At 64.6% G+C, this 22,999-nt stretch carries 23 protein-coding genes and 1 pseudogene; 18 read left to right on the top strand and 6 right to left on the bottom strand.

Annotated elements, in window-relative coordinates:
* Positions 1 to 3: 3 nt before the first annotated feature.
* The 6 genes and pseudogenes from RM2_RS25810 to RM2_RS01385 form a co-directional block, all read left to right on the top strand.
* Positions 4 to 186, top strand: a pseudogene (locus RM2_RS25810) (LysR family transcriptional regulator); the annotation flags it as partial.
* A 197-nt stretch (positions 187 to 383) separates the two neighbouring features.
* Positions 384 to 1,556 carry a pyridoxal phosphate-dependent aminotransferase gene (locus RM2_RS01365; protein ID WP_072687037.1) on the top strand — a complete coding sequence of 391 codons (1,173 nt, stop codon included), beginning with the start codon at positions 384 to 386 and terminating at the stop codon, positions 1,554 to 1,556.
* A 165-nt stretch (positions 1,557 to 1,721) separates the two neighbouring features.
* A complete protein-coding gene (locus RM2_RS01370; RefSeq protein ID WP_072687038.1) occupies positions 1,722 to 2,135 on the top strand; it encodes a DUF1707 SHOCT-like domain-containing protein in 414 nt (137 codons plus the stop codon).
* Positions 2,136 to 2,271: 136 nt separating this feature from the next.
* On the top strand, positions 2,272 to 2,901 hold the full coding sequence (locus RM2_RS01375; protein WP_072687203.1) for a TetR/AcrR family transcriptional regulator: 630 nt from the start codon (positions 2,272 to 2,274) through the stop codon (positions 2,899 to 2,901).
* A 22-nt stretch (positions 2,902 to 2,923) separates the two neighbouring features.
* Complete coding sequence (gene purB / locus RM2_RS01380; protein WP_072687039.1) at positions 2,924 to 4,345, top strand: adenylosuccinate lyase; 1,422 nt, start codon at positions 2,924 to 2,926, stop codon at positions 4,343 to 4,345.
* 28 nt (positions 4,346 to 4,373) lie between these two features.
* Positions 4,374 to 4,787, top strand: coding sequence for an HIT family protein (locus tag RM2_RS01385; protein ID WP_072687040.1), 414 nt, complete (start codon positions 4,374 to 4,376; stop codon positions 4,785 to 4,787).
* Here RM2_RS01385 and RM2_RS01390 read toward each other — a convergent pair.
* Positions 4,780 to 5,550, bottom strand: coding sequence for an NRDE family protein (locus RM2_RS01390; RefSeq protein WP_072687041.1), 771 nt, complete (start codon positions 5,548 to 5,550; stop codon positions 4,780 to 4,782). The two genes, RM2_RS01385 and RM2_RS01390, sit on opposite strands and share 8 nt — an antisense overlap.
* A gap of 97 nt (positions 5,551 to 5,647) precedes the next feature.
* Here RM2_RS01390 and RM2_RS01395 point away from each other — a divergent pair, with 97 nt between their 5' ends.
* Genes RM2_RS01395 through RM2_RS01405 form a run of 3 tightly spaced genes read left to right on the top strand, consistent with a single transcriptional unit; the run spans position 5,648 to position 7,786 of the window.
* Positions 5,648 to 6,157, top strand: coding sequence for a MarR family winged helix-turn-helix transcriptional regulator (locus RM2_RS01395; protein WP_072687042.1), 510 nt, complete (start codon positions 5,648 to 5,650; stop codon positions 6,155 to 6,157).
* Positions 6,154 to 7,011 (top strand): ABC transporter ATP-binding protein, encoded by an 858-nt coding sequence (locus RM2_RS01400; protein ID WP_072687043.1) that lies wholly within the window; start codon positions 6,154 to 6,156, stop codon positions 7,009 to 7,011. The genes RM2_RS01395 and RM2_RS01400 overlap by 4 nt, the downstream gene beginning before the upstream one ends.
* Entirely contained in the window at positions 6,971 to 7,786 is an 816-nt protein-coding gene (locus RM2_RS01405; RefSeq protein ID WP_072687044.1) for an ABC transporter permease, read from the top strand. Before RM2_RS01400 ends, RM2_RS01405 begins: the two co-directional genes overlap by 41 nt.
* A gap of 32 nt (positions 7,787 to 7,818) precedes the next feature.
* Here RM2_RS01405 and RM2_RS01410 read toward each other — a convergent pair whose 3' ends face one another.
* Together RM2_RS01410 and RM2_RS01415 are read right to left on the bottom strand one after the other, a co-directional pair.
* The gene (locus RM2_RS01410; protein ID WP_072687045.1) at positions 7,819 to 8,850 is read right to left on the bottom strand and encodes a D-2-hydroxyacid dehydrogenase; all 1,032 of its coding nucleotides are present in this window, start codon (positions 8,848 to 8,850) and stop codon (positions 7,819 to 7,821) included.
* 10 nt (positions 8,851 to 8,860) lie between these two features.
* On the bottom strand, positions 8,861 to 10,342 hold the full coding sequence (locus RM2_RS01415; RefSeq protein ID WP_072687046.1) for an MDR family MFS transporter: 1,482 nt from the start codon (positions 10,340 to 10,342) through the stop codon (positions 8,861 to 8,863).
* A gap of 135 nt (positions 10,343 to 10,477) precedes the next feature.
* Between RM2_RS01415 and RM2_RS01420 the strand changes: the two genes are divergently transcribed.
* The gene (locus RM2_RS01420) at positions 10,478 to 11,362 is read left to right on the top strand and encodes a phosphoribosylaminoimidazolesuccinocarboxamide synthase (RefSeq protein ID WP_072687047.1); all 885 of its coding nucleotides are present in this window, start codon (positions 10,478 to 10,480) and stop codon (positions 11,360 to 11,362) included.
* A gap of 3 nt (positions 11,363 to 11,365) precedes the next feature.
* On the top strand, positions 11,366 to 13,522 hold the full coding sequence (locus RM2_RS01425; protein WP_072687048.1) for a S9 family peptidase: 2,157 nt from the start codon (positions 11,366 to 11,368) through the stop codon (positions 13,520 to 13,522).
* Between the two features lie 700 nt (positions 13,523 to 14,222).
* On the opposite strand, the gene RM2_RS01440 is transcribed toward RM2_RS01425, so the two are convergent.
* Both RM2_RS01440 and RM2_RS01445 read right to left on the bottom strand, forming a co-directional pair.
* Entirely contained in the window at positions 14,223 to 14,912 is a 690-nt protein-coding gene (locus tag RM2_RS01440; RefSeq protein ID WP_072687050.1) for a response regulator, read from the bottom strand.
* A complete protein-coding gene (locus RM2_RS01445) occupies positions 14,912 to 16,474 on the bottom strand; it encodes a sensor histidine kinase (protein ID WP_072687051.1) in 1,563 nt (520 codons plus the stop codon). Before RM2_RS01445 ends, RM2_RS01440 begins: the two co-directional genes overlap by 1 nt.
* 228 nt (positions 16,475 to 16,702) lie before the next feature.
* Here RM2_RS01445 and RM2_RS01450 point away from each other — a divergent pair, with 228 nt between their 5' ends.
* From RM2_RS01450 to RM2_RS01460, 3 genes are all read left to right on the top strand, one after another.
* Entirely contained in the window at positions 16,703 to 18,034 is a 1,332-nt protein-coding gene (locus tag RM2_RS01450; protein WP_084721604.1) for a cation:dicarboxylate symporter family transporter, read from the top strand.
* 118 nt (positions 18,035 to 18,152) lie between these two features.
* On the top strand, positions 18,153 to 18,647 hold the full coding sequence (locus tag RM2_RS01455; protein WP_072687052.1) for a glutathione peroxidase: 495 nt from the start codon (positions 18,153 to 18,155) through the stop codon (positions 18,645 to 18,647).
* Between the two features lie 107 nt (positions 18,648 to 18,754).
* Complete coding sequence (locus tag RM2_RS01460; RefSeq protein WP_072687053.1) at positions 18,755 to 19,477, top strand: DUF2334 domain-containing protein; 723 nt, start codon at positions 18,755 to 18,757, stop codon at positions 19,475 to 19,477.
* 16 nt (positions 19,478 to 19,493) lie between these two features.
* Here the strand turns inward: RM2_RS01460 and RM2_RS01465 are convergent, their stop codons facing one another.
* Complete coding sequence (locus RM2_RS01465; RefSeq protein ID WP_072687054.1) at positions 19,494 to 20,141, bottom strand: MBL fold metallo-hydrolase; 648 nt, start codon at positions 20,139 to 20,141, stop codon at positions 19,494 to 19,496.
* A gap of 131 nt (positions 20,142 to 20,272) precedes the next feature.
* Here RM2_RS01465 and purS point away from each other — a divergent pair, with 131 nt between their 5' ends.
* The 4 genes from purS to RM2_RS01485 all read left to right on the top strand — a co-directional run bounded on the left by purS (position 20,273) and on the right by RM2_RS01485 (position 22,962).
* Positions 20,273 to 20,512 (top strand): phosphoribosylformylglycinamidine synthase subunit PurS, encoded by a 240-nt coding sequence (gene purS, locus RM2_RS01470; RefSeq protein ID WP_072687055.1) that lies wholly within the window; start codon positions 20,273 to 20,275, stop codon positions 20,510 to 20,512.
* Complete coding sequence (gene purQ, locus RM2_RS01475) at positions 20,509 to 21,186, top strand: phosphoribosylformylglycinamidine synthase subunit PurQ (RefSeq protein ID WP_072687056.1); 678 nt, start codon at positions 20,509 to 20,511, stop codon at positions 21,184 to 21,186. Before purS ends, purQ begins: the two co-directional genes overlap by 4 nt.
* Before the next feature lie 106 nt (positions 21,187 to 21,292).
* Positions 21,293 to 21,649, top strand: a complete 357-nt coding sequence (locus RM2_RS01480; RefSeq protein ID WP_072687057.1) for a VOC family protein — start codon at positions 21,293 to 21,295, stop codon at positions 21,647 to 21,649.
* A gap of 29 nt (positions 21,650 to 21,678) precedes the next feature.
* Positions 21,679 to 22,962, top strand: a complete 1,284-nt coding sequence (locus RM2_RS01485) for a M18 family aminopeptidase (RefSeq protein WP_084721605.1) — start codon at positions 21,679 to 21,681, stop codon at positions 22,960 to 22,962.
* Positions 22,963 to 22,999: the final 37 nt, after the last annotated feature.

A 22,999-nucleotide genomic window follows, 5' to 3' on the forward strand; every position in this document is an offset into this window, starting at 1 on the left:
CGCGGGATCAACCATACGACCGTTTCGCGACGAATCGCGAGCCTGGAAAAGAGACTGGGCGGCCGTGTGCTGGCGAAAGCAACGGGTGGGTGGGAACTGACTGATCTTGGTCGGCAGGCGTTGACCGCAGCCGAGCGGGTGGAGGCCCTTGTGTATGTACTTGTCACCGACCCGGGCGGCGGTGACCGTCGCGATGCCCGAATCGGTGACGTAACCAACGTGTTCGTCCACGTCGAGGCCACCCTGTCGTACTGGCTCGTGGCGCGGCCCGAGTCCTTACGCCGGACGGAGGTCGCGGCCAGTGGGGGTGCAATCCGGGAAACGGTCGAGTCGCATCGGGATACTTTGCTCCGCAAGTGAGCGAGCCACGATAGCGTCATCGGGTGCGCCACGAATCCCAGCGGTCCAACATCCAGACCTTCCACGTGATGGATGTGTGGAAGGCGGCCATCGAGCGGCAACGCACTCACGGTGACGTGCTGACGCTAGCGGCGGGCCAGCCGTCCACCCCCGCGCCGAAGCCGGTTCTGCGGACGACGCACGAGGCGCTCGACACGCACCTGCTCGGCTACACGGAGACGTTCGGGATCGCGCCGCTGCGCGAGGCGATAGCCGAGTACCACTCCACCAAGTCGGGCATCGAGGTCGATGCCGACGACGTGGTCGTGACGACAGGTTCGTCGGGTGCGTTCACGCTGCTGTTCCTCGCCGCCTTCGACGTCGGCGACACAGTAGTAATGGCCCGCCCCGGCTACCCGGGCTATAGAAACACGCTTACCGCTTTGGGCTGCAAGGTCATCGAGATCGACTGCGGACCCGACACCCGGTTCCAGCCGACGGTTGCGATGCTCGAGGAGTTGCCCGAGCCGCCCGCCGGCCTGATCGTCGCAAGCCCCGCCAACCCGACCGGCACAGTGATCGACCCTGACGAGCTGGCCGCCCTGGCTCGTTGGTGCGACGATCACGGGACGCTGCTGGTCTCCGACGAGATCTACCACGGTATCGGCTACGGCGACCAGGTGATGACGAGCGCATGGGAGACGTCCCGCGAATCCGTCGTCGTCGGATCGGTGTCCAAGTACTTCTCGATGACGGGTTGGCGGCTGGGCTGGATGCTTGTTCCGCCGGGATTGCGCCCGGCATTGCAGCGCCTCGCGTCGAACATGACGGTGTGCCCGCCCGCCCTCTCCCAGTACGCGGCGATCGCCGCGTTCACCCCTGAGTCGAGATCCGAGCTCGACAGTCACGTTCAGCGTTACGCGGTCAACAGGGAGCTGCTGCTCTCCGGGCTGCCAGAGGTGGGCATCAGCGATCTGGCGCCGGCCGACGGTGCGTTCTACGTGTACGCGGACATCGGGCACCTGCTAGAGGGAACCCGCGGCGCGACGTCGACTCAGTGGTGCTCGCGGCTGCTGCAGGACACCGGTGTGGCGTTGGCTCCCGGCGTTGACTTCGACACGGTCCGAGGCGATCGGACGATCCGGCTGTCTTTCGCCGGCTCCACCGCGGAGGTTCGTGAATCGTTGGTCCGGCTGAGTCGTTGGATGCGGCCATAGTTTGGCGACACCGGCTCTTGCGGTGCCATCGGCGAGGTTGTTCGATGGAGATGGGCGATTGTTCAGGTGGGGAAGGCAAAGAGAACGCCTGTGTGACTAGGCGCAGAAGAAGTGCACTGTGAGTGTGATTACAGTATTACAACGACCTCGGTATAAGGCGACGACATGAGCGACAGCAGTCATCCACAGCCACCCATCCCTGGTGGAGTACGTATCGGAACCGTGGAACGGGAACAAGCCGCCGCTGCGCTCGCCGAGCATTTCACTGCCGGGCGCCTCGACCCCGACGAGTTCGACGCCCGAGTGCGCCAGGCGTATCTCGCCAAGACGGTCGCCGACCTCTCGCCCTTGTTTGCGGATCTGCCGGACGGACGGCGCTTCGGTGCAGACCCCCAACACGTGCGGCGAAATTCGGGACGGGATGCCGCAGTATTGCGGAGACTGCTGTTCGTGGTTGCCGTGCTCGCTGCTGTCCTGTGGGTCGCCGTGGTCCGCGTCCCGCCGCTCGTTTTCCTGCCCATTGTTTGGCTCGTTCTAGCTCGGCGTTATGCCGGCCGACGGTCGTGCCGAGCGGGGTGACGAGGAAAAACTCGGTGACGCGGGAAAATTCGGTGACGCGAAAAAACGCGATGCGAATCCAGGTTGCGTCCACAGATCTTACGGTCTGTGGTCCAATCTGCCCTGGTGCGACACTCTCGGCTGGGAAGATGAATGTGTGTCTACAGCGGTAACTCCGAAGGGCGAACGACGCCGTCAGGCGCTTGTCGAAGCCGCCGCCGATCTGTTACTCGAGGGCGGGTTCGACGCGGTCCGGCATCGTTCGGTGGCGTCACGGGCCGACCTACCGCTGGCATCGACCACCTACTATTTCGAGTCCCTCGACGACCTCATCGCGAAGGGAGTCGAGTGCAACGGCAACCGCGCCCTCGAGGTCATGCGGTCGCGCGTCGAGGACGTCACGCACCGTCACCGTGGGCTGGAATCCACCGTTGATCTGCTCCTCGATCTTCTCGTCGGACCGGCGTTGATGAGCGTGGACTGCCGCGAACGGCTGATCTCGCGGTACGAGCGCTTCACCGCCTGTGCGCGCCGCCCCGAGTTGCGCGAGGTGCAACGGCGGTTGGGTGTGCAACTCCACGACCTACTGACAGAGGCGTTGCGCCGCTCCGACCGGGACGTCCTGCAGGGGCAGATGCGCCGACTCGTCGCGGTTGTCGATGGTGCACTGGTGACGGCGCTCGGTGAGCACGATGCAGACCCGCGCGCGCTCACCCGCGCGATACTGCTCGACGTCGTCGACGTCGTCGCGCCCGCGGTGGACCAACCGGACCACGTTCAATCGTAGGTCCGCCGTAAGCTGAGGACTCGTGAGCCGCATCCCAAACGTCCTTGCCAATCGGTACGCCAGCCCGGAACTCACCTCGTTGTGGTCTCCTGAGCACAAGATCGTCCTCGAACGTCAACTATGGCTCGCCGTGTTGCGTGCCCAGGCCGAACTCGGGATCGATGTGCCTGACCAGGCTCTCGCCGACTACGAGCGGGTGCTGGAGAAAGTGGACCTCGAGTCAATCGCCGCCCGTGAGCGCGTGACGCGCCATGACGTGAAGGCGCGTATCGAGGAGTTCAACGCGCTCGCGGGGCACGAGCAGGTGCATAAGGGCCTCACCAGCCGCGACCTCACCGAGAACGTCGAGCAGTTGCAGATCTTGCGGTCACTCGAGCACGTGTACGCGCACGGTGTCGCGGTCGCGGCCAGGCTGTCCGAGCGGGCCGCCGAGTATGCTGGCCTCGTCATGGCGGGCCGTTCGCACAACGTCGCGGCGCAGGCCACCACCCTCGGCAAGCGCTTCGCGTCCGCGGCCGACGAACTGCTGGTCGCGCTCGCCCGACTGCGTGAGCTGATCGACCGCTACCCGCTGCGTGGCATCAAGGGCCCGATGGGCACAGCTCAGGACATGCTCGACCTTTTCGATGGTGACGAGTCCAAGCTCGAGGCTCTCGAGCAGAAGGTTGCCGAGCATCTCGGCTTCGCCCACGTACTCACGAGTGTCGGCCAGGTCTACCCGCGGTCGCTCGACCACGATGTGCTGTCCGCGCTGGTGCAGGTGGCCGCCGGGCCGTCGTCGTTCGCGCACACCATCCGACTGATGGCCGGACACGAACTGGTCACCGAGGGCTTCCAGCCCGGCCAGGTGGGTTCGTCGGCCATGCCGCACAAGATGAATACCCGCTCCTGCGAGCGCGTCAACGGACTTCAGGTGGTGTTGCGCGGATACGCCTCCATGGCTGCGGAGTTGGCGGGCGCGCAGTGGAACGAGGGTGATGTGTTCTGCTCGGTGGTCCGCCGTGTCGCGTTGCCGGACGCGTTCTTCGCGATCGACGGGCTGATCGAGACATTCCTGACGGTGCTCGCCGAATTCGGCGCGTATCCGGCGGTGATCGAGAAGGAACTCACCCGGTACCTGCCGTTCCTTGCGACCACGAAGGTGTTGATGGCTCTGGTGCGCGCCGGAGTGGGCAGGGAGACCGCCCACGAGGTCGTCAAGGAACATGCGGTCGCGGTCGCGTTGGCGATGCGCGAGCGTGGGCAGGAACCCGACCTCCTTGACCGACTGGCCGCCGACGACCGGTTGCCGCTCGACCGCCCCGCGCTCGACAACGCGCTCGCGGACAAGACTGCGTTCATCGGTGCCGCCGAGCCTCAGGTGGCCGCGATCGTGGCGCAGGTGCAGAAGCTCGTCGACGCCAACCCCGCGGCGGCTGCGTACCGACCGTCGCCGATCCTGTAGTCACCCACGAGCGCCGGAGGGCCTATCCGTGAACTGCATTTTCTGTGAGATCGCTGGGCGTCGGTCCGACGCCAGCATTGTGTACGAGGGCGACCGGGTGATGGCGTTCATGGACATCCGGCCGTGGACGTCCGGACATTTGCTCGTCGTCCCGACGCGGCATGCGACCGGGCTCGCCGACCTCGATCCCGCCGACGGTGCCGCGGTCTTCGCCGTGGGTCAGCGGATTGCGACGGCGTTGAGGAACGGGCCGATGCGGACCGAGGGCGTCAATCTTTTCCTGGCCGACGGGGTCGCCGCCGGCCAGGAAGTGTTCCACGTCCATCTTCACGTCGTGCCCCGCACGGCCGGTGACGGTTTCGGGTTGCGCGGAGTGCCGAGCTCGCCGAGTCGAATCGCGCTCGATCAGACGGCGGGCGTCATCCGTTCGTCTCTTACCTGACTGACCTGCGGGGGAAGCGGATCTCGCCGATCATCCGGTTCTCGTCGAAACGTCGTTCGGTGATGTCGTAGGTGCCATCCGACCGGACCCTCAGCAGGGTGCAGGCGCGTGTCCCGTAGTCACTGTGGCGGATGAACCGGGACGACAGTGCGCGTTCGAGTTCCGGTCCGACACCGGTGTCGGGCAGCGCCTCCCACGGTGCGGGATCGGCGTCGGTGAGCACGTCAAAGTAGGCCTCCGGGTCGGAGTCTGCGCTGCCGTCGTCGTCGGCGAGTGCCGCGGCGAGCGAGCGCGTACCACCGGTCACCTTTGGCCACGGGGTGTCGAGTTCGGCGTTGGACAATCCGTGTAACCCGGGTGCGACGCGCTGGCGACGACCGTTCGGCCGGTTCGTGACCCACCACAGTTCGTCGGGGTCGCCGACGAGAAGGTTGAAACTGCCGTAGTCGGCGTCGGCGGTGGTCACCTGCGCGGCATAGTCGGCGGGAGACGTCGGCGCGCGGAGATACTCGACGGGCAGTGCGCCGCGAGACCGGGTTCCCGCTGTGGGAGCGCTGTCACGGACGTTGGTGACCGCCGCGAATCGCAGGCCCTCGGTGATGCCCATCCACGTTCCCCCCGCGAGGAGGTCGCGGCCGGCCACGAAGCCGTCGTCCCAGCGCTGGAGCGGCTCGGTGGGACGAGCGTAGAACTCGTCGCGGTTGGCCGCGATCACGAGGGGGAGATCGGGACGGGTATGCCAGGCGAACAGAACCAGGCACATGCCGACATTCCTCTCGTTACCCTCGACTATCCGGACGTGATAACCCTTCCGAGCCTAGCCGCCTGGTATTACCTCTGATGCAGAGCTATATTGAGGTATGGCACAGAAGGAAGCTTTCGACCACGCGGAGGTGCCGCCCGCCGAGCAACTATTCGACGCAATCGGATTGCTGCGTCGGCACACGCGGCGAAGGGTGGGCCGGCCATGGCCGGAAACCCCGTTGACCGGTTCTCAAGTGGAGTTGGTGCGTTTGCTCCGCCGCCGGTCGGGAACTTCGGTCGCTGAGGCAGCGGCAGCCCTGGGTCTCGCGGCGAACACTGTCTCGACGCTGGTGCGCCAACTCATCGACGCGGGACTGGTCGAACGAGTGCGGGACGAGAGTGACCGCCGCATCGCACGACTGGCGCTGACCGGCACGGCGCGCTCGCAGGTCGAACGCTGGCGCGACCGGCGCAATGTGGAGGTCGAAGCGGCATTCGGAAGTTTGAGTCCCGAGGACCGCGTCGTAATCGAATCCGCCATTCCCGCGATCATCCGTCTGGCGGGTGCACTTCACCCGGACCAGGACGACCCCTCGCAGTCACCGTCACAGGAGGTCGACACATGAGATTTCTCCGGCCTGGTCACCACTCACGCAAGCCCGCGCGCACCGGGGCTACCTGGGACGCGCTGTCACTGTCGAACGTGACCTACAGATTCGGTGACTACACGGCGGTGAAGGATCTGAGCCTCGTGATCGAGGCAGGGGAGTGCTTCGGCCTACTCGGCCCCAACGGGGCGGGAAAGACCACCATCATCAGACTGCTCACTACCCTGCTTCCGTTGCAGGACGGCGACGCGAGCATCTTCGGATACGACGTGCGCACCCAGTCCATGGCAGTACGTCGACTGCTCGGGTATGTGCCGCAACAGTTGTCGATCGAAGGTGCTCTGACCGCACGCGAGAACGTCACCTGGTTCGCGCGACTGTACGACGTGCCCCGATCCGAGCGGCGAAGCCGGGTGAACGAAATACTCGAGATGGTGGACCTCGGCGACGTCGCCGACCGGGTGGCGTCGAGTTTCTCGGGCGGCATGGTCCGACGGCTTGAATTGGCACAGGCTTTGGTCAATCGGCCGTCGCTTCTGGTGCTCGACGAACCGACAGTAGGGCTCGATCCGGTCGCACGCGATTCGGTCTGGACCCATGTCACCGAGATGCAGAAGCAGTACAAGATGACGGTTCTACTCACCACTCACTACATGGAAGAGGCCGAAACGCTATGTGATCGGGTCGCATTGATGCATCGGGGAGAGTTGCGGGCGGTCGGATCGCCGTCTGGACTCGTCGCCGAACTCCATCCCGCGGCGACGCTCGAGGACGTATTCCGCCACTTCACCGGTGACAGCCTCGCCTCCGACGAGAAGGGAGGGCTCCGCGATGTCCGTAGCGCCCGTTCCACCGCCCACCGTTTGGGTTGAGGCGTCGATCGGGGGTGCGCGACTGGTGTCGCGTATCGTCACATTCTGTCTGGTCGAGCTGCAGAAGCTTCGCCACGACCGAACGGAATTGGTGACCCGAGCGATTCAGCCAATCCTCTGGCTTCTCATCTTCGGGGTAACCTTCAGCCGCATCCACGCGATCCCGACCGGCGACGTGCCCTATCTCGACTATCTCGCGCCGGGCATCATCGCCCAGTCCGCTCTCTTCGTCGCGATCTTCTACGGAATCCAGATCATCTGGGAACGGGACGCAGGGGTGCTGACCAAGCTTCTCGTCACACCCACGCCCCGCGCCGCCCTGGTGACGGGCAAGGCCTTTGCGGCCGGTATCCGTGCGGTAGCGCAAGCCGTTGTCGTCGTGATCGTGGCAGCCCTGCTCGGCGTCGGTATGACATGGAATCCGTTGCGCCTGCTGGCGGTGGTCGTTGTCGTGGTTCTGGGCGCCGCCTTCTTCTCGTGTCTGTCGGTTGCGATCGCGGGTGTCGTCCTCAAGCGCGACCGGCTGATGGGAATCGGTCAGGCCATCACCATGCCGCTGTTCTTTGCGTCGAATGCGCTGTACCCGGTGGACCTCATGCCGGGCTGGGTACAGGTGATCAGCCGGGTGAACCCGCTGAGCTACGAGGTGTCCGCACTGCGGGGCCTCCTGATCGGCCAACCCACCAACTATTGGCTGGATTTCGGAGTGCTCGTCGTAGCGGCCGTGCTCGGAATCGCAGTCGCGTCGGCACTGCTGGGCAGGCTGTCCCGGTAGACGTCCCGAGGGACAGTTCAGTACCCGGCGTCTCAGTACCCGGCGTCGAAGTCGAACTCGTTGATCAGCGCGTCACCCGATAGGTGGCGCTCGAGATTCTCGATGAACAGATCGACGATCTTTCCGTTCTCCGACGGTACGTTGGCGGCGCTGTGCGGGCTGAGAATGACGTTCTCAACAGTCCACAGCGGCGAATCGTCCTCGAGCGGTTCGGTGGAGGTAACGTCCAGAACCGCCCCGCCCAGCCGCGCGGACGCCAGTCCCTCTGCGAGAGCCTCCTCGTCGATGATCGACCCGCGGCCGATATTCACGACTAGTGCTCCGTAGGGTAGAGCGTCGAGTTCCCGGCGCCCGATCAGTCCGCGAGTGGCGTCGGTGAGCGCGCAGGAGATAACAAGGATGTCCGCGGTCGGCAGGTATTCGGGGATCCGTTCCGTGGTCGTCATGATGTCGAAGGGGGCACTTTCGGAGCGGGGGTTGCGTGCGACCCCGGTCGAGGTGACAGAGAAGTGACGGAGTAGTTCCGCTGTGCGCTTGCCGATCTTTCCGGCGCCCACGACAAGTGCATGGCTTCCGGCGAGCTCGGTAGTGTGCTGCTTGCGCCAGGTTCGGTTCTGCCGATCGTCGATCAAGCGGGGGAGTCCCCTTGCGAAATGCAGGATGCCGGCGAGCGCGAACTCCGCGAGTGGACCGGCGTGGACTCCAGCGGCGGTTGTCACGGTCAGCGGCGCGTAAGACAAACCGAAGCGTTCGATCAGTTGTCCGGCACCAGCGGATGTAGCTTGAATCCATTTCAGGCTCGGCGATTGCTCGAGCGTGCGCTCGGGGCGGCGCCAGTCGAAATCGAACATCACCTCCGCGGTCTGCAGCATCGAGGTCCATCGGTCGTGCTCACCTGCGGTCAGCTCACGCGGCACCCCGACGTGATCGCTGTGCCATCGAGGGCGGGGGAGTAGTTCGGGTGCATACGACACCCGCACCCGAGGGTCGCAGCGGGCAATTCTCTCGACCAGATCCTGCTCGAGATACGACGCCACGAGTACGTCGGCGGTGTGGTTCGGCACGGTTTCTCCCTCAGTACGAACGGTCGGATACCGGTGTGCTCGGGTCCTGCGCGGATGCGGATATCGGTGTGCCCGGAACCGAACCGGGCTTCGGGGCGAATTTGGGCATGGCCGCGGAGGCGAGAACGAGCATGACCGCGGCGCCCAGAGCCGCAAGGAACACCAGGTGTATGGCTCCCGCCAGGGCAGCAGGATCAGGGTTGTCGGCGCCGCCCAGTCTGGTGTTGACGAGCGCGCCGAATAGGGCAACCCCCACCGCGCTGCCGATGGACCGGGCGAACATGTTGGTGGAGGTTACGACGCCCCGTTCCGACCAGCCGACGCTCGACTGCGCGGCGATCAGGGTCGGGCTCGCCACCAGTCCCAAGCCGCAGCCGATAACGAAGCAGAAGATCGCCGCCTGCCACACTGCAGACTCGATGGACAGGGTCAAGGTGAGTGCGGCACCGGCCACGACGAACAGACTTCCCGCGGTGGCGGTGACGCGGAAGCCGAAGCGCATGTACAGGCGTCCGGCCTGCCCCGCGACAAGGGGCCAGCCGATCGTCACCGTGGCAACTGCGAATCCCGCGGCCACCGCACCGGTCCCGAGCACGCCCTGCGCGAAGGTGGGGATGTATGTGGTCAGGCCGAGGACGATTGCGCCGACGAGAAGCGAGACGAGACTGCTCGCCGCGAGAACACGCCGAGTGAACACCCACAGCGGTAGTACCGGTTCGGTAGCGCGCCGTTCTACCAGCACGAACAGGAACAGGAGGATGCCGCCCGCCGCGAAGATCCCGAGACTGGCCGGCGAACCCCACGCCCACTCGTGCCCACCTGAGAGCAGACCCAGGATGATGAGCGTGGTGCCGGCAGCCAGGATGGCGGCACCGGTGTAATCGATCGACCTTTGTACCCGTACCAGCTTCTCTTCGAAGTTGCGGATCAACATCACTGCCGCGAGCAAGCACAGCGGAATATTGATGAAGAAGATCCACCGCCATGACAGGTACTCGGAGAACAAGCCGCCGACGGTCGGGCCGATCACCGAAGCTATCGCCCAGACACTGGCCAGATAGGCCTGGGCCTTCGGGCGTTCCGTGGCCGTGTAGATGTCTCCGGCGATGGTCAGGCTCATCGGCTGGAGGGCCCCGCCGCCCAGGCCCTGCACTGCCCGGAACGCGATCAGCGCGGGCATACTCCATGCGAACCCGCACAACACGGAGCCGAGAGTGAAGAGCGCGATGCCCAGCAGCATCACCGGTTTGCGGCCGAAGATATCCGCCAATTTGCCGTATATCGGCACCGAAATGGCCTGGGTGAGCAGGTAGATCGAAAACAACCACGGGAACTGTGCGAATCCGCCGAGATCGCCGGCGATGGTGTACACCGAGGTCGAGATGATCGTCGAATCGAGCGCGACCAGCCCCATCGTGAGCATGATCGACATGAGGATCCGTCCGCGTTCCGAACGGAACCCTATGTCGACCTTGGCCGCGTTCGTCGCCATGGTCCTCCTGTCACGTTGTCATGTACTTCGCAGAACTCCCTTTCAAAGCTAACTATTTTTACGGTCTTCGGCATTTCCGGGCGCGGATTGGTACCCGTCACGCCACTGCTGTCCCGAGCGATAGGCTGGCTCACCGTGCGCCCCTCACTCGATTCATATCCCCATCTGGCCGGTGGCAAGGTCCGAGACCTCTACACGATCGACGACGAGCACCTCCTGTTGGTTGCGAGCGACCGGATCTCCGCATACGACCACATCCTCAGCACGCCCATCCCGGACAAGGGGCGGGTGCTCACGGCGATGAGCGTCCTCTTCTTCGGCATCCTCGGTGGCAACAATCACCTGGCCGGAGAGCCCGACGACAGTCGGATCCCCGAGGCCGTGCTCGGCCGCGCACTGGTGGTCCGAAAACTGAACATGATTCCGATCGAGTGTGTCGCCCGCGGATACCTCACCGGGTCCGGGTTGATCGACTACAAGGAGTCCGGCGCGGTGTGCGGTGTCGCATTGCCCGAAGGTCTCGTCGAGGCGAGTCAGCTTCCGGATCCGATCTTCACCCCTGCAGACAAGGCAGATCTGGGGGAGCACGACGAGAACATCACCTTCGACGCAGTTGTCGAGAAGGTGGGCCAGGATCTTGCCGTCAAGTTGCGTGAGGACACTCTGGACGTCTACGGACGGGCCTCCAACTTCGCCGCCGACCGCGGCATCATCCTCGCCGACACCAAGCTCGAGTTCGGTCTGGACCCAGAGGGCAATCTGGTGCTGGCCGACGAAGTCCTCACGCCCGACTCCTCTCGGTACTGGCTGGCCGACGCCTACGAGGCGGGGAGGGTGCAGTCGAGCTTCGACAAGCAGTTCGTCCGCAACTGGCTCACCAGCCCGGAATCCGGCTGGGATCGTGCCTCGAACACTCCTCCGCCGCCATTGCCGGCGGAGATCGTGGAGGCGACGCGCGCCCGGTACATCGAGGCGTACGAGCGAATTTCAAGACTGTCGTTCGAGGAATGGGTGGGCTGATACATGACTGCTGACGAATCGAAGCTCACCCCGCCCGTGGCAAAGACCGTTCCCCGCGAACGCGTCCATCACGGTCACACCTTCGTCGACGAGTACGAATGGCTGCGCGACAAGGAAGACGCCGAAGTCGTCGCGTACCTCGAGGCCGAGAATGCGTACACCGAGCAGGAGACCGCGCACCTCGAACCGATGCGGAATCGGATCTTCCAGGAGATCAAGTCCCGCACGCAGGAAACCGACATGTCGGTGCCCACCAGGATGGGCGATTGGTGGTACTTCGCCCGCACCATCGAGGGCAAGCAGTACGGCGTGCAATGCCGGGCTCCGATTGCCGGTCCCGAAGACTGGACCCCGCCACAGTTGACTCCGGGCATAGAACTCCCTGGTGAGCAGGTCCTGCTCGACGGCAACGACGAGGCAGAGGGCCACGATTTCTTCTCCATAGGCGCCTTCGCACTCAGCCACGACAGCACTTTGCTCGCGTATTCGGTGGACGTGGTCGGCGACGAGCGCTACACACTGCGCTTCAAGAACCTTGAGACCGGTGAACTCCTGGCCGACGAGATCACCGGCACCGCGCCAGGGGTCACGTGGGCTATCGACCACAATCACGTCTTCTACCTGACGGTCGACGAGTCCTGGCGCCCCGACACGGTGTGGCGGCACGAACTCGGCACCGACCGCGACCACGACGTCTCCGTGTTCCACGAACCAGACGAGCGGTTCTGGGTGTCGGTGGGGTCCACTCGGAGCGAGAAGTACCTCATGATCTGGGTGGGGTCGAAGATCACCAGCGAAGGATGGGTGCTGGAGTCGGCGAACCCCGAGGGCGAGTTCCGTATAGTACTGCCGCGACGCGAGGGAGTCGAATACTTCGTCGAGCACGCGGTGGTCGCGGGGGAAGACCGTTTCCTGATCCTGCACAACGATACGATCGAGGGCGAGAAGGCAGAGAATTTCGTGCTCGCCGAGGCGCCGGTGTGCGACCCGGAATCGCTGACGACGCTGATCGCGCACAGGTCCGACGTTCGGTTGGAGGAGGTCGACGCCTTCGCCGATCACCTTGTGCTCAGTTACCGCCGCGAAGCGCTGACCCGGCTCGCCATCTGGCCGCTCACCGCGGACGGCTATGGCGAGTTGACGGAGATCGAATTCGACGAGGAACTGTTCAGTGTCGGGCTCGGTGCCAATCCTGAATGGCAGCAGCCCACGCTACGGATGGCCTTCACGTCGTTTATCACCCCCGGTCAGGTGTACGACTACGTGCCCGCGACGGGTGAACTCGAGCTGCGCAAGTCACAGCCCGTGCTCGGCGACTTCGATGCAAACGACTACGAGCAGCAACGTGATTGGGCCACTGCCGAGGATGGGACGAGGATCCCGCTGTCCATCGTGCGGCGGAAGTCGGACGGTGCCGACGGAGTCCGGCGGAAGTCGGACGGTGCCGACAGTCCCGCACCACTGCTCCTCTACGGGTACGGCTCGTACGAGGCCAGTATGGACCCCGGCTTCTCCGTCGCGCGACTCTCGCTGCTCGACCGCGGAGTGGTCTTCGTGGTTGCGCACGTGCGTGGCGGCGGCGAGATGGGCAGGCACTGGTACGAGAACGGCAAGACGCTCACGAAGAAGAATACCTTCACTGACTTCGTCTCGTGCGCACGCCATTTGATCGAAATCGGTCGCACCACTCCGCAGCAAATGATCGCCGACGGTGGCAGCGCCGGTGGCCTGCTGATGGGTGCGGTGGCGAATCTGGCTCCCGAACTATTCGCCGGCATTCTCGCCAACGTACCGTTCGTCGACCCACTCACCTCGATCCTCGACCCGTCGCTGCCGCTGACCGTCATCGAATGGGACGAATGGGGCAACCCACTGGAGAACCCCGAGGTGTACGAGTACATGCGCTCGTACAGCCCATACGAGAACGTCGAGGCCAAGCGCTACCCCGCTATACTGGCGATCACCAGCATCAACGACACCAGGGTGCTCTACGTCGAGCCGGCCAAGTGGGTTGCCAAGTTGCGCGCCACCAAGACTGGCGACGAACCGCTGCTCCTCAAGACCGAAATGAGCGCAGGGCACGGTGGTGTCAGCGGACGCTACGAGAAGTGGAAAGAAGTAGCGTTCGAATACGCCTGGGTGCTGGACACAATCGGCTGAGTTGGAACCGTCGGAACCTCGCCAAAAGACTTGGTATCAGCAGGGTTCGATGTCAACACTTTGACATCAGCAAAGTTCGACGTCAACGCTTTGGCATCAGCAGGTTTCGACGTGCGCGTGGATTGCGTCAGCCCGAGGCAAAGCCTCGGTGGTCCCGGATCTCGGTGGTCCCGGATCTCGGTGGTCTCAGATGCAGAAACCGATGAGGTCGATCCCAGCGGCACACTGAAACAGATCGCCAACGAACCGGCCGAACCCTGGACAGGGGTCGGTGCCACAACCGCGGCCGAGGCTGCTGGAGCGGCCAGAGCGCCGAGGGGCAGGGTCATTGCGATCGCGGCGAGCGTAGTGGCTATTTTCCTAGACATTGCGAAGGTCCTTGTCAGAGTGACTGCGAGCCATCGGGACTCACTTTAATCGAGCACTGATGTGATGCAAATCACAACCCCGGCGCAGATTTACAACACTGCCTCCCGCCCGTGGGACACCGTCGGGTGGGTCGATTCCACCCTGAGGCGGGTACCGCGAGCCGCGGTCGGACTGGTACCGACCGGGTTCAACCGGTGGAAGCAACACCTCGATGACGGAGGTGTCAGATGGGTAGGCCTGCGCGGTGGATGAAGGAGTTGGCTGGGCGGTCGCCGATGAAGTCGCGGATAGTGCGTCCCCTCTGTCTACGGTCGGAGTCGGCGCTCGGTTGTCAGCGCACTGCGTATCGGATTTGCGGCCTGCCCGCACGGCCGTACTCAGTGTGCCGGGTAAGGACGCCGTCGTCGGCGAGGTGTTCCAGATACCGCCAGGCGGTGACCCGAGATACGCCGATGGCAGCGGCCAACTCGGCCGCCGTCATCGGACCCTCTGCAGCGCGGATGCACGCAGACACGTGGTCAAGTGTCTGTGGCGCAACCCCTTTCGGAGATACCGCGCGTTCGTCGGAGGTGCGCAGGGCTGATATCGCCCGGTCGATGTCATGCTGGCTCAGCGCGTTGCTTCCGGCGGGTAGGGCGTCGCGGTATTCCCGGTACCGCTCGAGTTTGTCGCGGAACGCTGCGAACGTGAACGGTTTCAGGAGATACAGCGCGATTCCACGGGTCACCGCAGTTCGGACGATCTCGAGATCGCGGGCCGAGGTCACCGCGATGATGTCAGGGCTCGGCCGCACGCCACTCAGCGCGGCGGCGACGTCGAGTCCGCCGGCATCCGGCAGTCCAAAGTCGAGCAGGACGAGGTCGATGGGATCACCTCCACCACTCGCGGACGCAGCGGCTCGCACGGCCCCGCTCCCGTCGTGGACGACGGTGTGCACCGAAAACCCCGGTACTCGTTCGACATACGCGCGATGGGCTTCGGCGATCAGTGGTTCGTCTTCGACAATCATCACGCGGATCATTATGTGGCTCCGCCGAGCGGAATCTCGACGACGACCATCGATCCCAGCGACGGCTCGGTGCGGATCGTTCCGCGGTGCCGGGCCACCACCTGGGCGACCAGAGCCAGTCCCAGCCCGCGTTGGTCGGACTTGGTGGAGTAACCGCGGGTGACGGCCTTGTCGAGTTCGTCGTCGGGAATGCCAGGTCCGCTGTCTGCGATACGTACCAGCATCACCGAGTCCTCCTCGCGTACAGTCACTTCCACCCACGCGTCCTCTTCGGGGGAATTCGTCGTACCGTGGGCGGCGTCGATCGCATTGTCCACGAGGTTACCCACAAGCGTGACGAGTTCGCGCGCGCTGAGCCGCGTTACCGGGCCGAGCGCGGTGTCGTCGGTGACGGTAAGGTCGACTCCGCGTTCGGCGGCCACACCCACCTTGCCGAGCAGGAGGGCGGCGAGCGCGGGTTCGTGCACCGCCGTCATGAGACGGTCGATCAGTACCTGCGACAATCGCAGATCCTCAGTCGCGAACGCGATCGCATCCTCGTAGCGGCCGAGTTCCACCATCGTGATGATCGTGTGCAGACGGTTCGCGGATTCGTGGGCCTGCGAGCGGAGCGACTCCGCGAAGCCACGCACGGAATCGAGTTCGCCTATGATGCTTTGCAATTCGGTACGATCACGTAGCGTCAGTACGGTCCCGACCCGTTGCCCGTTCCGCTCGACCGGTTCCCGGCTGACCAGCAGTACGCGGTCGGCGGTCAGGTGCGCCTCGTCCCCGGAGCCACCGTCCTGTGGGTGCCGCAGCGAATCCGGTAGTGCAGACAGTGAGACCTGGCCTTCTGGGAGGTCGAGCAGTCGACGTGCCTCGTCGTTGACGATCTCGGCTCCCGTGGAATCGTCGGTGTCTCTTCCGAGCACCACCAGGCCCTCTCCGATCGAGTGGAGGACGGCATCGTGGTGCTCGTACATCCGGCGCAATTCGTCGGGTGCCATGCCCAGCGTCTGACGACGCAGGCGCCGGCTCAACAAGAATGCTCCAGCCGCCGAGACCGCCAGTCCGATCACGGCGACCGCGAAGATGGTCGGCAGGCTCTCGGCGAACTGGTAGCCAATCTTCTCGCGGGTGACTCCCGCCGAGACGAGGCCGACGATCCGGCCCCCGTCGTAGACCGGAGCGACCGTTCGGACCGATGGTCCGAGCGAACCGGTGTACGTCTCGGTGAATGTCTCCCCTGCGCGTGCGCGTTCGGTGTTCCCGGAGAAAGTGCCGCCGATCATCTGCGGATTGGTGTGGGTGTATCTGACGGCTGCGGGTGTCATCACGACGATGAAATCGATGCCGGTGGCGAGGCGGATCCGCTCGGTCTCGGGCTGTAGAACCGCCGTCGGGTCGGGGGTTCGCAACGCCTCGACCGTGCCGTCCGACAGCGCGAGCGTCGTGGCGACGGCCGTCACCGCGCGCTGAGCGGATTCATCACTCTCGTGGCGCTGGTCTATGACGGCAAGTGCCGTTCCCGCTCCGATGACCAGCACCAATACGACCAGTTGCAGGAGGAAGAGCTGCCCGGCCATGCTCATCGGCCGTCTTGCCGGATGGTGGGGCACTGCAGTTCTCCTGAACGTAATGAACACAACCTTGCTCGAGCGGGGCGGTGACCTACAAGATTTCCCACGACGTGATCGCGGTCACTACCGGGCTCACCGTTCAGCTTGCCATTCGAATTGGAGGACGAACCCGTGAGTGACGAACGCTCGAGTATCGCGACAGGACTAGTGAAGAAGCGCGACCGCACACACTGGTTGTACATGGGTGTCATCCTCGCCGTGGTGGCGGGCATCTTGGTCGGATGGCTCGCGCCTGGGGTCGGCAAGTCGGTCGGCGTGCTCGGCACGATGTTCGTGGACCTGATCAAGATGATGATCAGCCCGGTCATCTTCTGCACGATCGTGCTGGGTATCGGCTCGGTGAAGGCAGCAGCCAAGGTCGGCAAGGTTGGTGGGCTGGCCCTCACCTACTTCATCGGTATGTCCACCGTTGCCCTCGGCATCGGATTGCTGGTAGGCAATCTGCTTCATGCAGGTTCCGGGCTGAAGATCAGCGCGGACGTCGCCGGAACCAGTGCGCAACTCGCGGAGCAGTCTCACGGCGCCGGCGGCACCATGGACTTCGTCTCGTCGATCATCCCGACTTCGCTGCTGTCTTCGCTGACCGCGGGCAGCGTCCTGCAGACGCTGTTCGTCGCCTTGCTCGTCGGCTTCGGAGTGCAGGCCCTGGGCAAGCAGGGAGAACCGATCCTGCGCGGTGTCGGCTACGTCCAGAAGCTCGTCTTCAAGATTCTGTCGATGATCCTGTGGCTGGCACCGATCGGAGCCTTCGGTGCCATCGCGAACGTAGTTGGCCAGACCGGTCTCGCCGCGGTTGTCCAGCTCGCAACCCTGATGCTCGGCTTCTACCTGACCTGCCTGATCTTCGTGTTCGGTGTTCTCGGATCGATCCTCCGAGTCGTTGCCGGTGTCTCCATCTTCAAGCTGGTGAGATACCTGGCACGCGAGTACCTGCTGATCTTCGCCACGTCCTCGTCCGAGTCGGCGCTGCCCCGTCTGATCGCGAAAATGGAACATATCGGTGTCGAGCGCACCACAGTCGGCATCGTCGTTCCCACCGGCTACTCGTTCAACCTCGACGGCACCGCTATCTACTTGACCATGGCGTCGCTCTTCATCGCGGACGCCATGGGCCGGCCGCTCTTCTTCACTGAACAGTTGTCGCTGCTGCTGTTCATGATCATCGCGTCAAAGGGTGCTGCCGGAGTCAGCGGTGCCGGTCTCGCCACGCTCGCCGGCGGGTTGCAGAGCCACCGCCCCGAACTACTCGACGGTGTCGGTCTCATCGTCGGTATCGACCGGTTCATGTCCGAGGCTCGCGCGGTCACGAACTTCTCCGGCAACGCTGTTGCCACCCTGCTCGTCGGTTCGTGGACCCATACCGTCGACGCCGAGCGCGTCCGTACCGTCCTCGACGGCACACTGCCGTTCGACGAGTCGATGATGGTCGACGAGGGCCACGGTGAGTCCGTCGAAGAGTTGGCTGTCGAGGACCCTGCCATCAGCGAGCAGCGCATCCTCACGAGGATCTGACACCGACCCCCCGAGGTAAACTTCTGTGCGCCCGGGCGATTCGACGTCCGGGACACAGAGTTTCCTCAGCGCACAGGGTCTTCTGAACGCACATGTTTTGTGGGCTACGTTGGTTCGCATGACGACTCCTGTTCAGAACATCAGCATCAACACCCTCGGCGGCACGCCGACCTCGCTCGGCGAGTATGACGGCCGCGCCGTCCTAGTCGTGAACGTTGCCTCGAAGTGCGGGCTCACCCCTCAGTACGGGGGCCTCGAGAAGCTGGCCACCGACTACGCCGACCGCGGACTGACCGTGGTCGGCATTCCGTGCAACCAGTTCATGGGGCAAGAGCCCGGCACCGCAGAGGAGATCGAGACCTTCTGCTCCACGAGTTACGGCGTCACGTTCCCGTTGCTCGAGAAAATCGAGGTGAATGGTGAGAATCGACATCCGCTGTATGGCGAGCTGACGAAGGCCGAGGACGGCGAGGGCGCCGCGGGCGACATTCAGTGGAACTTCGAGAAGTTTCTCGTCGCCCCCGACGGCACTGTCGTGAACCGGTTCCGCCCCCGCACCGAACCTGATGCTCCCGAGGTCGTCGCCGCGATCGAGGCGGTCCTGCCGCGGTAGGTAGTCCGACAGTCGTGCCCCCTTTCCCGTAGTGCAGTCGTGCACGCTTTCCCGTAGCGACCCTCTGGGTTGGTTCCTCGTTCACGTCTTCCTGCCAGAGTGGCGTCATGACCGGACAGCTGATCGTGTCGGTGTCGGGAATCAAGGATGAGACGCGCGACTTCACGGCCTCGTTCGCGGAGGAGATGGACTCGCGGGGCGTGCCGCTGTCGCTGCTCGTGGCCCCGCGACTGAAGGACAAGTATCGACTCGTCAACGATCCTGAGACGCAGAATTGGCTCCGCAAGCGCAGGTCTCTCGGTGACGCCGTCCTCTTGCACGGATACGACCAGGCTGCGACGAAGCGTCGTCGGGCCGAGTTTGCAACGCTGCCTGAACATGAAGCGCGACTACGTCTGCTCGCGGCGGATCGCGTGATGGAGCAGACCGGTCTGCGCACTCGACTGTTCGCCCCGCCGCGATGGCTGGCATCGCAGGGCGCGGTTGCGGCACTGCCGTCCGTGGGGTTCCGGTTACTGGCCGGGAAGACCGCTATACATGACCTCACGCGCAGAACGGACCTCACGTGCGAGACGTCCGTGCGCTCGCGCGTGCTGAGGATCGATGGGGGATTCCGCGCCGAACCGTTGTGGTGCCGGGCACTTCTCCTCGGCATCGGACGAACCGCCAAGAGCGGTGGATTGGTGCGCCTCGCCGTCACCGCCAAGCAGTTGGGTGTGTGCGGACCTCGACAGGCTTTGCTCGACGCCGTCGACCTCGCACTCGACCACAGTGCGCACCCGGTGGTGTATCGGTGGCGCCCACGGACCCCGCACGTCGGCGCCGCCTGAGTTACCGCCGTTGGGATCAGGCGACCTCGATGCTCGACTCTTCGGGCATCGTGCGGAAGTCGGTTCCATCGGCGGCCATGTCCGCGAAGCGGGCGTAGAAGATCCCGGTGGCCTCGTTCGCGATGATGGCCTGGTGAATGGGCACCGCGACGCGCGGCGCCACGGCACGCAGGTAGTCGATGGTCTCGGACATCTTCATCCACGGAGCAGCTGCGGGCAGGGCGAGGACGTCGACCTTCTGCTCGGGGACGAATAGCGAGTCGCCCGGATGCATCAGTCGAGCGGGATTATCGGCGTCGCCGAGCAGGAATGCCGTGTTGTCGATCACCGGGATGTCGGGGTGGATGACAGCGTGCGTCCCGCCGGTTCCTGTGACATGGACTCCGCCGACCTGGAATTCGTCACCGGCATGCACTCCCCGCCACCCGCCGCCGAGTTGGGTCGCGGTCTGCGGGTCCGAGTAGAGCGCTGCCCCGGGGTTCGCCTCGACGAGTGCGGGTAGTCGTTGCTGATCGGCGTGGTCAGCGTGTTGGTGGGTCACGAGGATCGCGTCCAGGCCGGTGATGCCTTCGAATCCGTGGGAGAAGCTGCCGGGGTCGATGAGAATGGTCGATCCGTTCAACTCGACGAGAACGCAACTGTGGCCGAAGTGAGTCAGTCTCATGCATTCGAGTATGCGCCCGCGCGCATGGCTCGTCCCGTTCGTCCGATGCGGACCCCAATCAGATAGCCCGGTAAACTTCCGGGTGCCCGGTGCTCCGCCCTGGGCTCGCGTACAACTACCGAGGAGAGCACGTGGCCCGTGTCGTCGTCGAAGTCATGCCCAAGGCCGAGATTCTCGACCCCCAGGGGCAGGCCATTGCCGGAGCGCTACCCCGGCTCGGCTTCGCTGGAGTTTCCGATGTCCGTCAGGGCAAGAGGTTCGAACTAGAGGTCGACGGCAGCGTCGACGACGCTCAGCTCGAGAAAATCGCCGAGGCACTGCTGGCCAACACGGTGATCGAGGACTGGACCATCAGGCGCGTCGAGGCATGAGCGCCCGCGTCGGAGTCATCACTTTTCCCGGCACCCTCGACGACGTCGACGCCGCACGCGCGGTGAACCTCGCCGGCGGCGAGGCAGTGAGCCTGTGGCACGGCGACGCCGACCTCAGAGGCGTCGACGCCGTCATCGTGCCCGGCGGTTTCTCCTACGGCGACTACCTGCGTGCCGGTGCCATCGCGCGATTCGCCCCCGTGATGGGCAAGGTCGTACAGGCAGCGCAGGGTGGCATGCCAGTCCTGGGTATCTGCAACGGGTTCCAAATTCTGTGCGAAGCGGGCCTGCTGCCAGGCGCACTCACCCGCAACCAGGGCCTGCACTTCATCTGCCGCGACGAATGGCTGAAGGTGGAGTCCACCTCCACCGCGTGGACGTCCCGCTACGAGTCGGGCGCAGAGATCCTTGTCCCGCTCAAGTCCGGTGAGGGCAACTATCAGGCATCGGAGAACGTCCTCGACCAACTCGAAGGTGATGGCCGTGTGGTGTTCCGGTACGCGGGCGAAAACCAGAACGGCTCTCAGCGAGGCATCGCCGGCATCGCCTCGGCCAACGGTCGTGTCGTCGGTCTCATGCCGCACCCCGAGCATGCCACCGAGGCCCTCACCGGACCCAGTGACGACGGACTCGGCATGTTCTACTCCGTCCTCGACAGTGTCATCTCGGCCTGAGGTCATCTCGGCCTGAGGTCGTCTCGGCCTGAGGTCGTCACCTGAGCCGGTCAGGCGGGTCGAGGTTCGGCAGAAAGATGTCGGTGGTCACCTCTACCGTGCGGGCATGGCACTCACACTAGGCATGATCACGTTCGACACCACGGATCCCAAGCCGCTCGCGGCCTGGTGGGCTAAGCACACGGCGGGGACGGTCGAGGAGGAGAACGACGGCTGGTTCTGCATCGTCGGCCTTCCGAAGTCCCCGCAGAAACTCGCTTTCCAGAAGATCGACGACCCCACCCCGGGTAAGAACCGCATCCACCTCGACCTCTTGTGTGACAACCTCGACGAGGAAATGAACCAGCTGACCTCGGACGGCGCGACTGTGGTCGGGCAGCACGAGCTGAACGGCGGTTTCCGCTGGGTCACGCTCGCCGATCCGGACGGCAATCAGTTCTGCATCTCGGGTCCGGAGGTGTAAGCAGCCGTGGGGCGGGCATGATTGGCGCCATGCCTTCCACAACGTGGGCCGACGCCCAGGGACTGTGTACCTTCGTCGATGCGTCACCGTCGCCGTTCCACGTGTGCGCGACGGTGTCGACGTCACTCACCGGCAACGGTTTCACCGAGTTGTACGAAACAGATTCGTGGCCCGGCGAACCCGGTCGCTACTTCCTGGTGCGCGGCGGATCGCTCATCGCGTGGAGTACCGAGCAGGTCAGTCGGACAGCGCCGTTCCGTATCGTCGGTGGCCATACCGACAGCCCGAACCTGCGCGTCAAGCAACATCCCGATCTGCCGTCGGCCGGGTGGCAGATGGTGGGTCTCGAACCGTACGGGGGTGCCTGGCTCAACTCGTGGCTCGACCGCGACCTGGGCATCTCGGGCCGGCTCAGTGTGCGGGTGGGTAACACGGTGGAACAGAAGCTGGTCCACATCGATGAGCCGATCCTGCGGGTGCCGCAATTGGCGATCCATCTCTCGGAGGATCGCAAGGGCGTGCACCTCGATCCGCAACGTCACCTCAACGCGGTGTGGGGCGTCGGCAACGAGCGGCGATCGTTCATCGACTTCGTGGCGACCGCGGCGGAGGTGTCCGCAGACTCGGTGCTCGGGTGGGAACTGATGACCCACGACCTCGCCCCCAGCACACTGGTTGGTGCCGAGCAGGACCTCGTCAGCGCTCCGAGGCTCGATAACCAGGGCACCTGTTATGCCGGAACCCAGGCACTGCTGGCGGTGGCCGAGAACCCGGGCACCCACGTCCCGGTACTCGCGCTGTTCGACCATGAGGAAGTGGGCAGCATGTCGGATCGCGGGGCGTTCTCGGATCTGCTGAACACGGTCCTCGAGCGGATAGTGCTCGGGCGCGGAGGCGGACGAGAAGAATTTCTACAGGCAATGGCAGGGTCGGTGTGTGCGTCCGGAGACATGGCGCACGCGACGCACCCCAACTACCCGGATCGACACGAACCGGCCCACCGGATCGCCGTCAACGGGGGGCCGGTACTCAAGGTCAACCAGAACCTGCGATACGCCACCGACGCGGCCGGAGCAGGCGCGTTCGCATTGGCCTGCGACCAGGCGGGGGTGCCCATGCAGAGGTACGTGCACCGAGCAGATCTGCCGTGCGGATCCACCATCGGTCCGATCACCGCGTCGCGGACCGGGCTGAGCACCGTCGACGTCGGCGCTGCCCAGTTGGGGATGCACTCCTCGCGGGAACTCATGGGCGCCCGTGACGTACGGGGGTATTCCGATGCACTTGCCGCCTTCCTGACCCCGGCGGGCTAGCATCGCTCGGTCGCCGTTCGCGATGTGGTCGACGCAC

Origin of the sequence: Rhodococcus marinonascens NBRC 14363, assembly GCF_001894885.1 — a bacterium.
Classification (GTDB): Bacteria; Actinomycetota; Actinomycetes; order Mycobacteriales; family Mycobacteriaceae; genus Rhodococcus_F; species Rhodococcus_F marinonascens.

Coding starts and splice junctions, on each gene's coding strand:
- RM2_RS01370 (WP_072687038.1), top strand. CDS start 1,722: ATGAGCGACAGCAGTCATCCACAGCCACCCATCCCTGGTGGAGTACGT.
- RM2_RS01390 (WP_072687041.1), bottom strand. CDS start 5,550: ATGTGCCTGGTTCTGTTCGCCTGGCATACCCGTCCCGATCTCCCCCTC.
- RM2_RS01395 (WP_072687042.1), top strand. CDS start 5,648: ATGGCACAGAAGGAAGCTTTCGACCACGCGGAGGTGCCGCCCGCCGAG.
- RM2_RS01400 (WP_072687043.1), top strand. CDS start 6,154: ATGAGATTTCTCCGGCCTGGTCACCACTCACGCAAGCCCGCGCGCACC.
- RM2_RS01405 (WP_072687044.1), top strand. CDS start 6,971: ATGTCCGTAGCGCCCGTTCCACCGCCCACCGTTTGGGTTGAGGCGTCG.
- RM2_RS01415 (WP_072687046.1), bottom strand. CDS start 10,342: ATGGCGACGAACGCGGCCAAGGTCGACATAGGGTTCCGTTCGGAACGC.
- RM2_RS01425 (WP_072687048.1), top strand. CDS start 11,366: ATGACTGCTGACGAATCGAAGCTCACCCCGCCCGTGGCAAAGACCGTT.
- RM2_RS01440 (WP_072687050.1), bottom strand. CDS start 14,912: ATGATCCGCGTGATGATTGTCGAAGACGAACCACTGATCGCCGAAGCC.
- RM2_RS01445 (WP_072687051.1), bottom strand. CDS start 16,474: ATGAGCATGGCCGGGCAGCTCTTCCTCCTGCAACTGGTCGTATTGGTG.
- RM2_RS01450 (WP_084721604.1), top strand. CDS start 16,703: ATGGGTGTCATCCTCGCCGTGGTGGCGGGCATCTTGGTCGGATGGCTC.
- RM2_RS01455 (WP_072687052.1), top strand. CDS start 18,153: ATGACGACTCCTGTTCAGAACATCAGCATCAACACCCTCGGCGGCACG.
- RM2_RS01460 (WP_072687053.1), top strand. CDS start 18,755: ATGACCGGACAGCTGATCGTGTCGGTGTCGGGAATCAAGGATGAGACG.
- RM2_RS01465 (WP_072687054.1), bottom strand. CDS start 20,141: ATGAGACTGACTCACTTCGGCCACAGTTGCGTTCTCGTCGAGTTGAAC.
- purQ (WP_072687056.1), top strand. CDS start 20,509: ATGAGCGCCCGCGTCGGAGTCATCACTTTTCCCGGCACCCTCGACGAC.
- RM2_RS01480 (WP_072687057.1), top strand. CDS start 21,293: ATGGCACTCACACTAGGCATGATCACGTTCGACACCACGGATCCCAAG.
- RM2_RS01485 (WP_084721605.1), top strand. CDS start 21,679: ATGCCTTCCACAACGTGGGCCGACGCCCAGGGACTGTGTACCTTCGTC.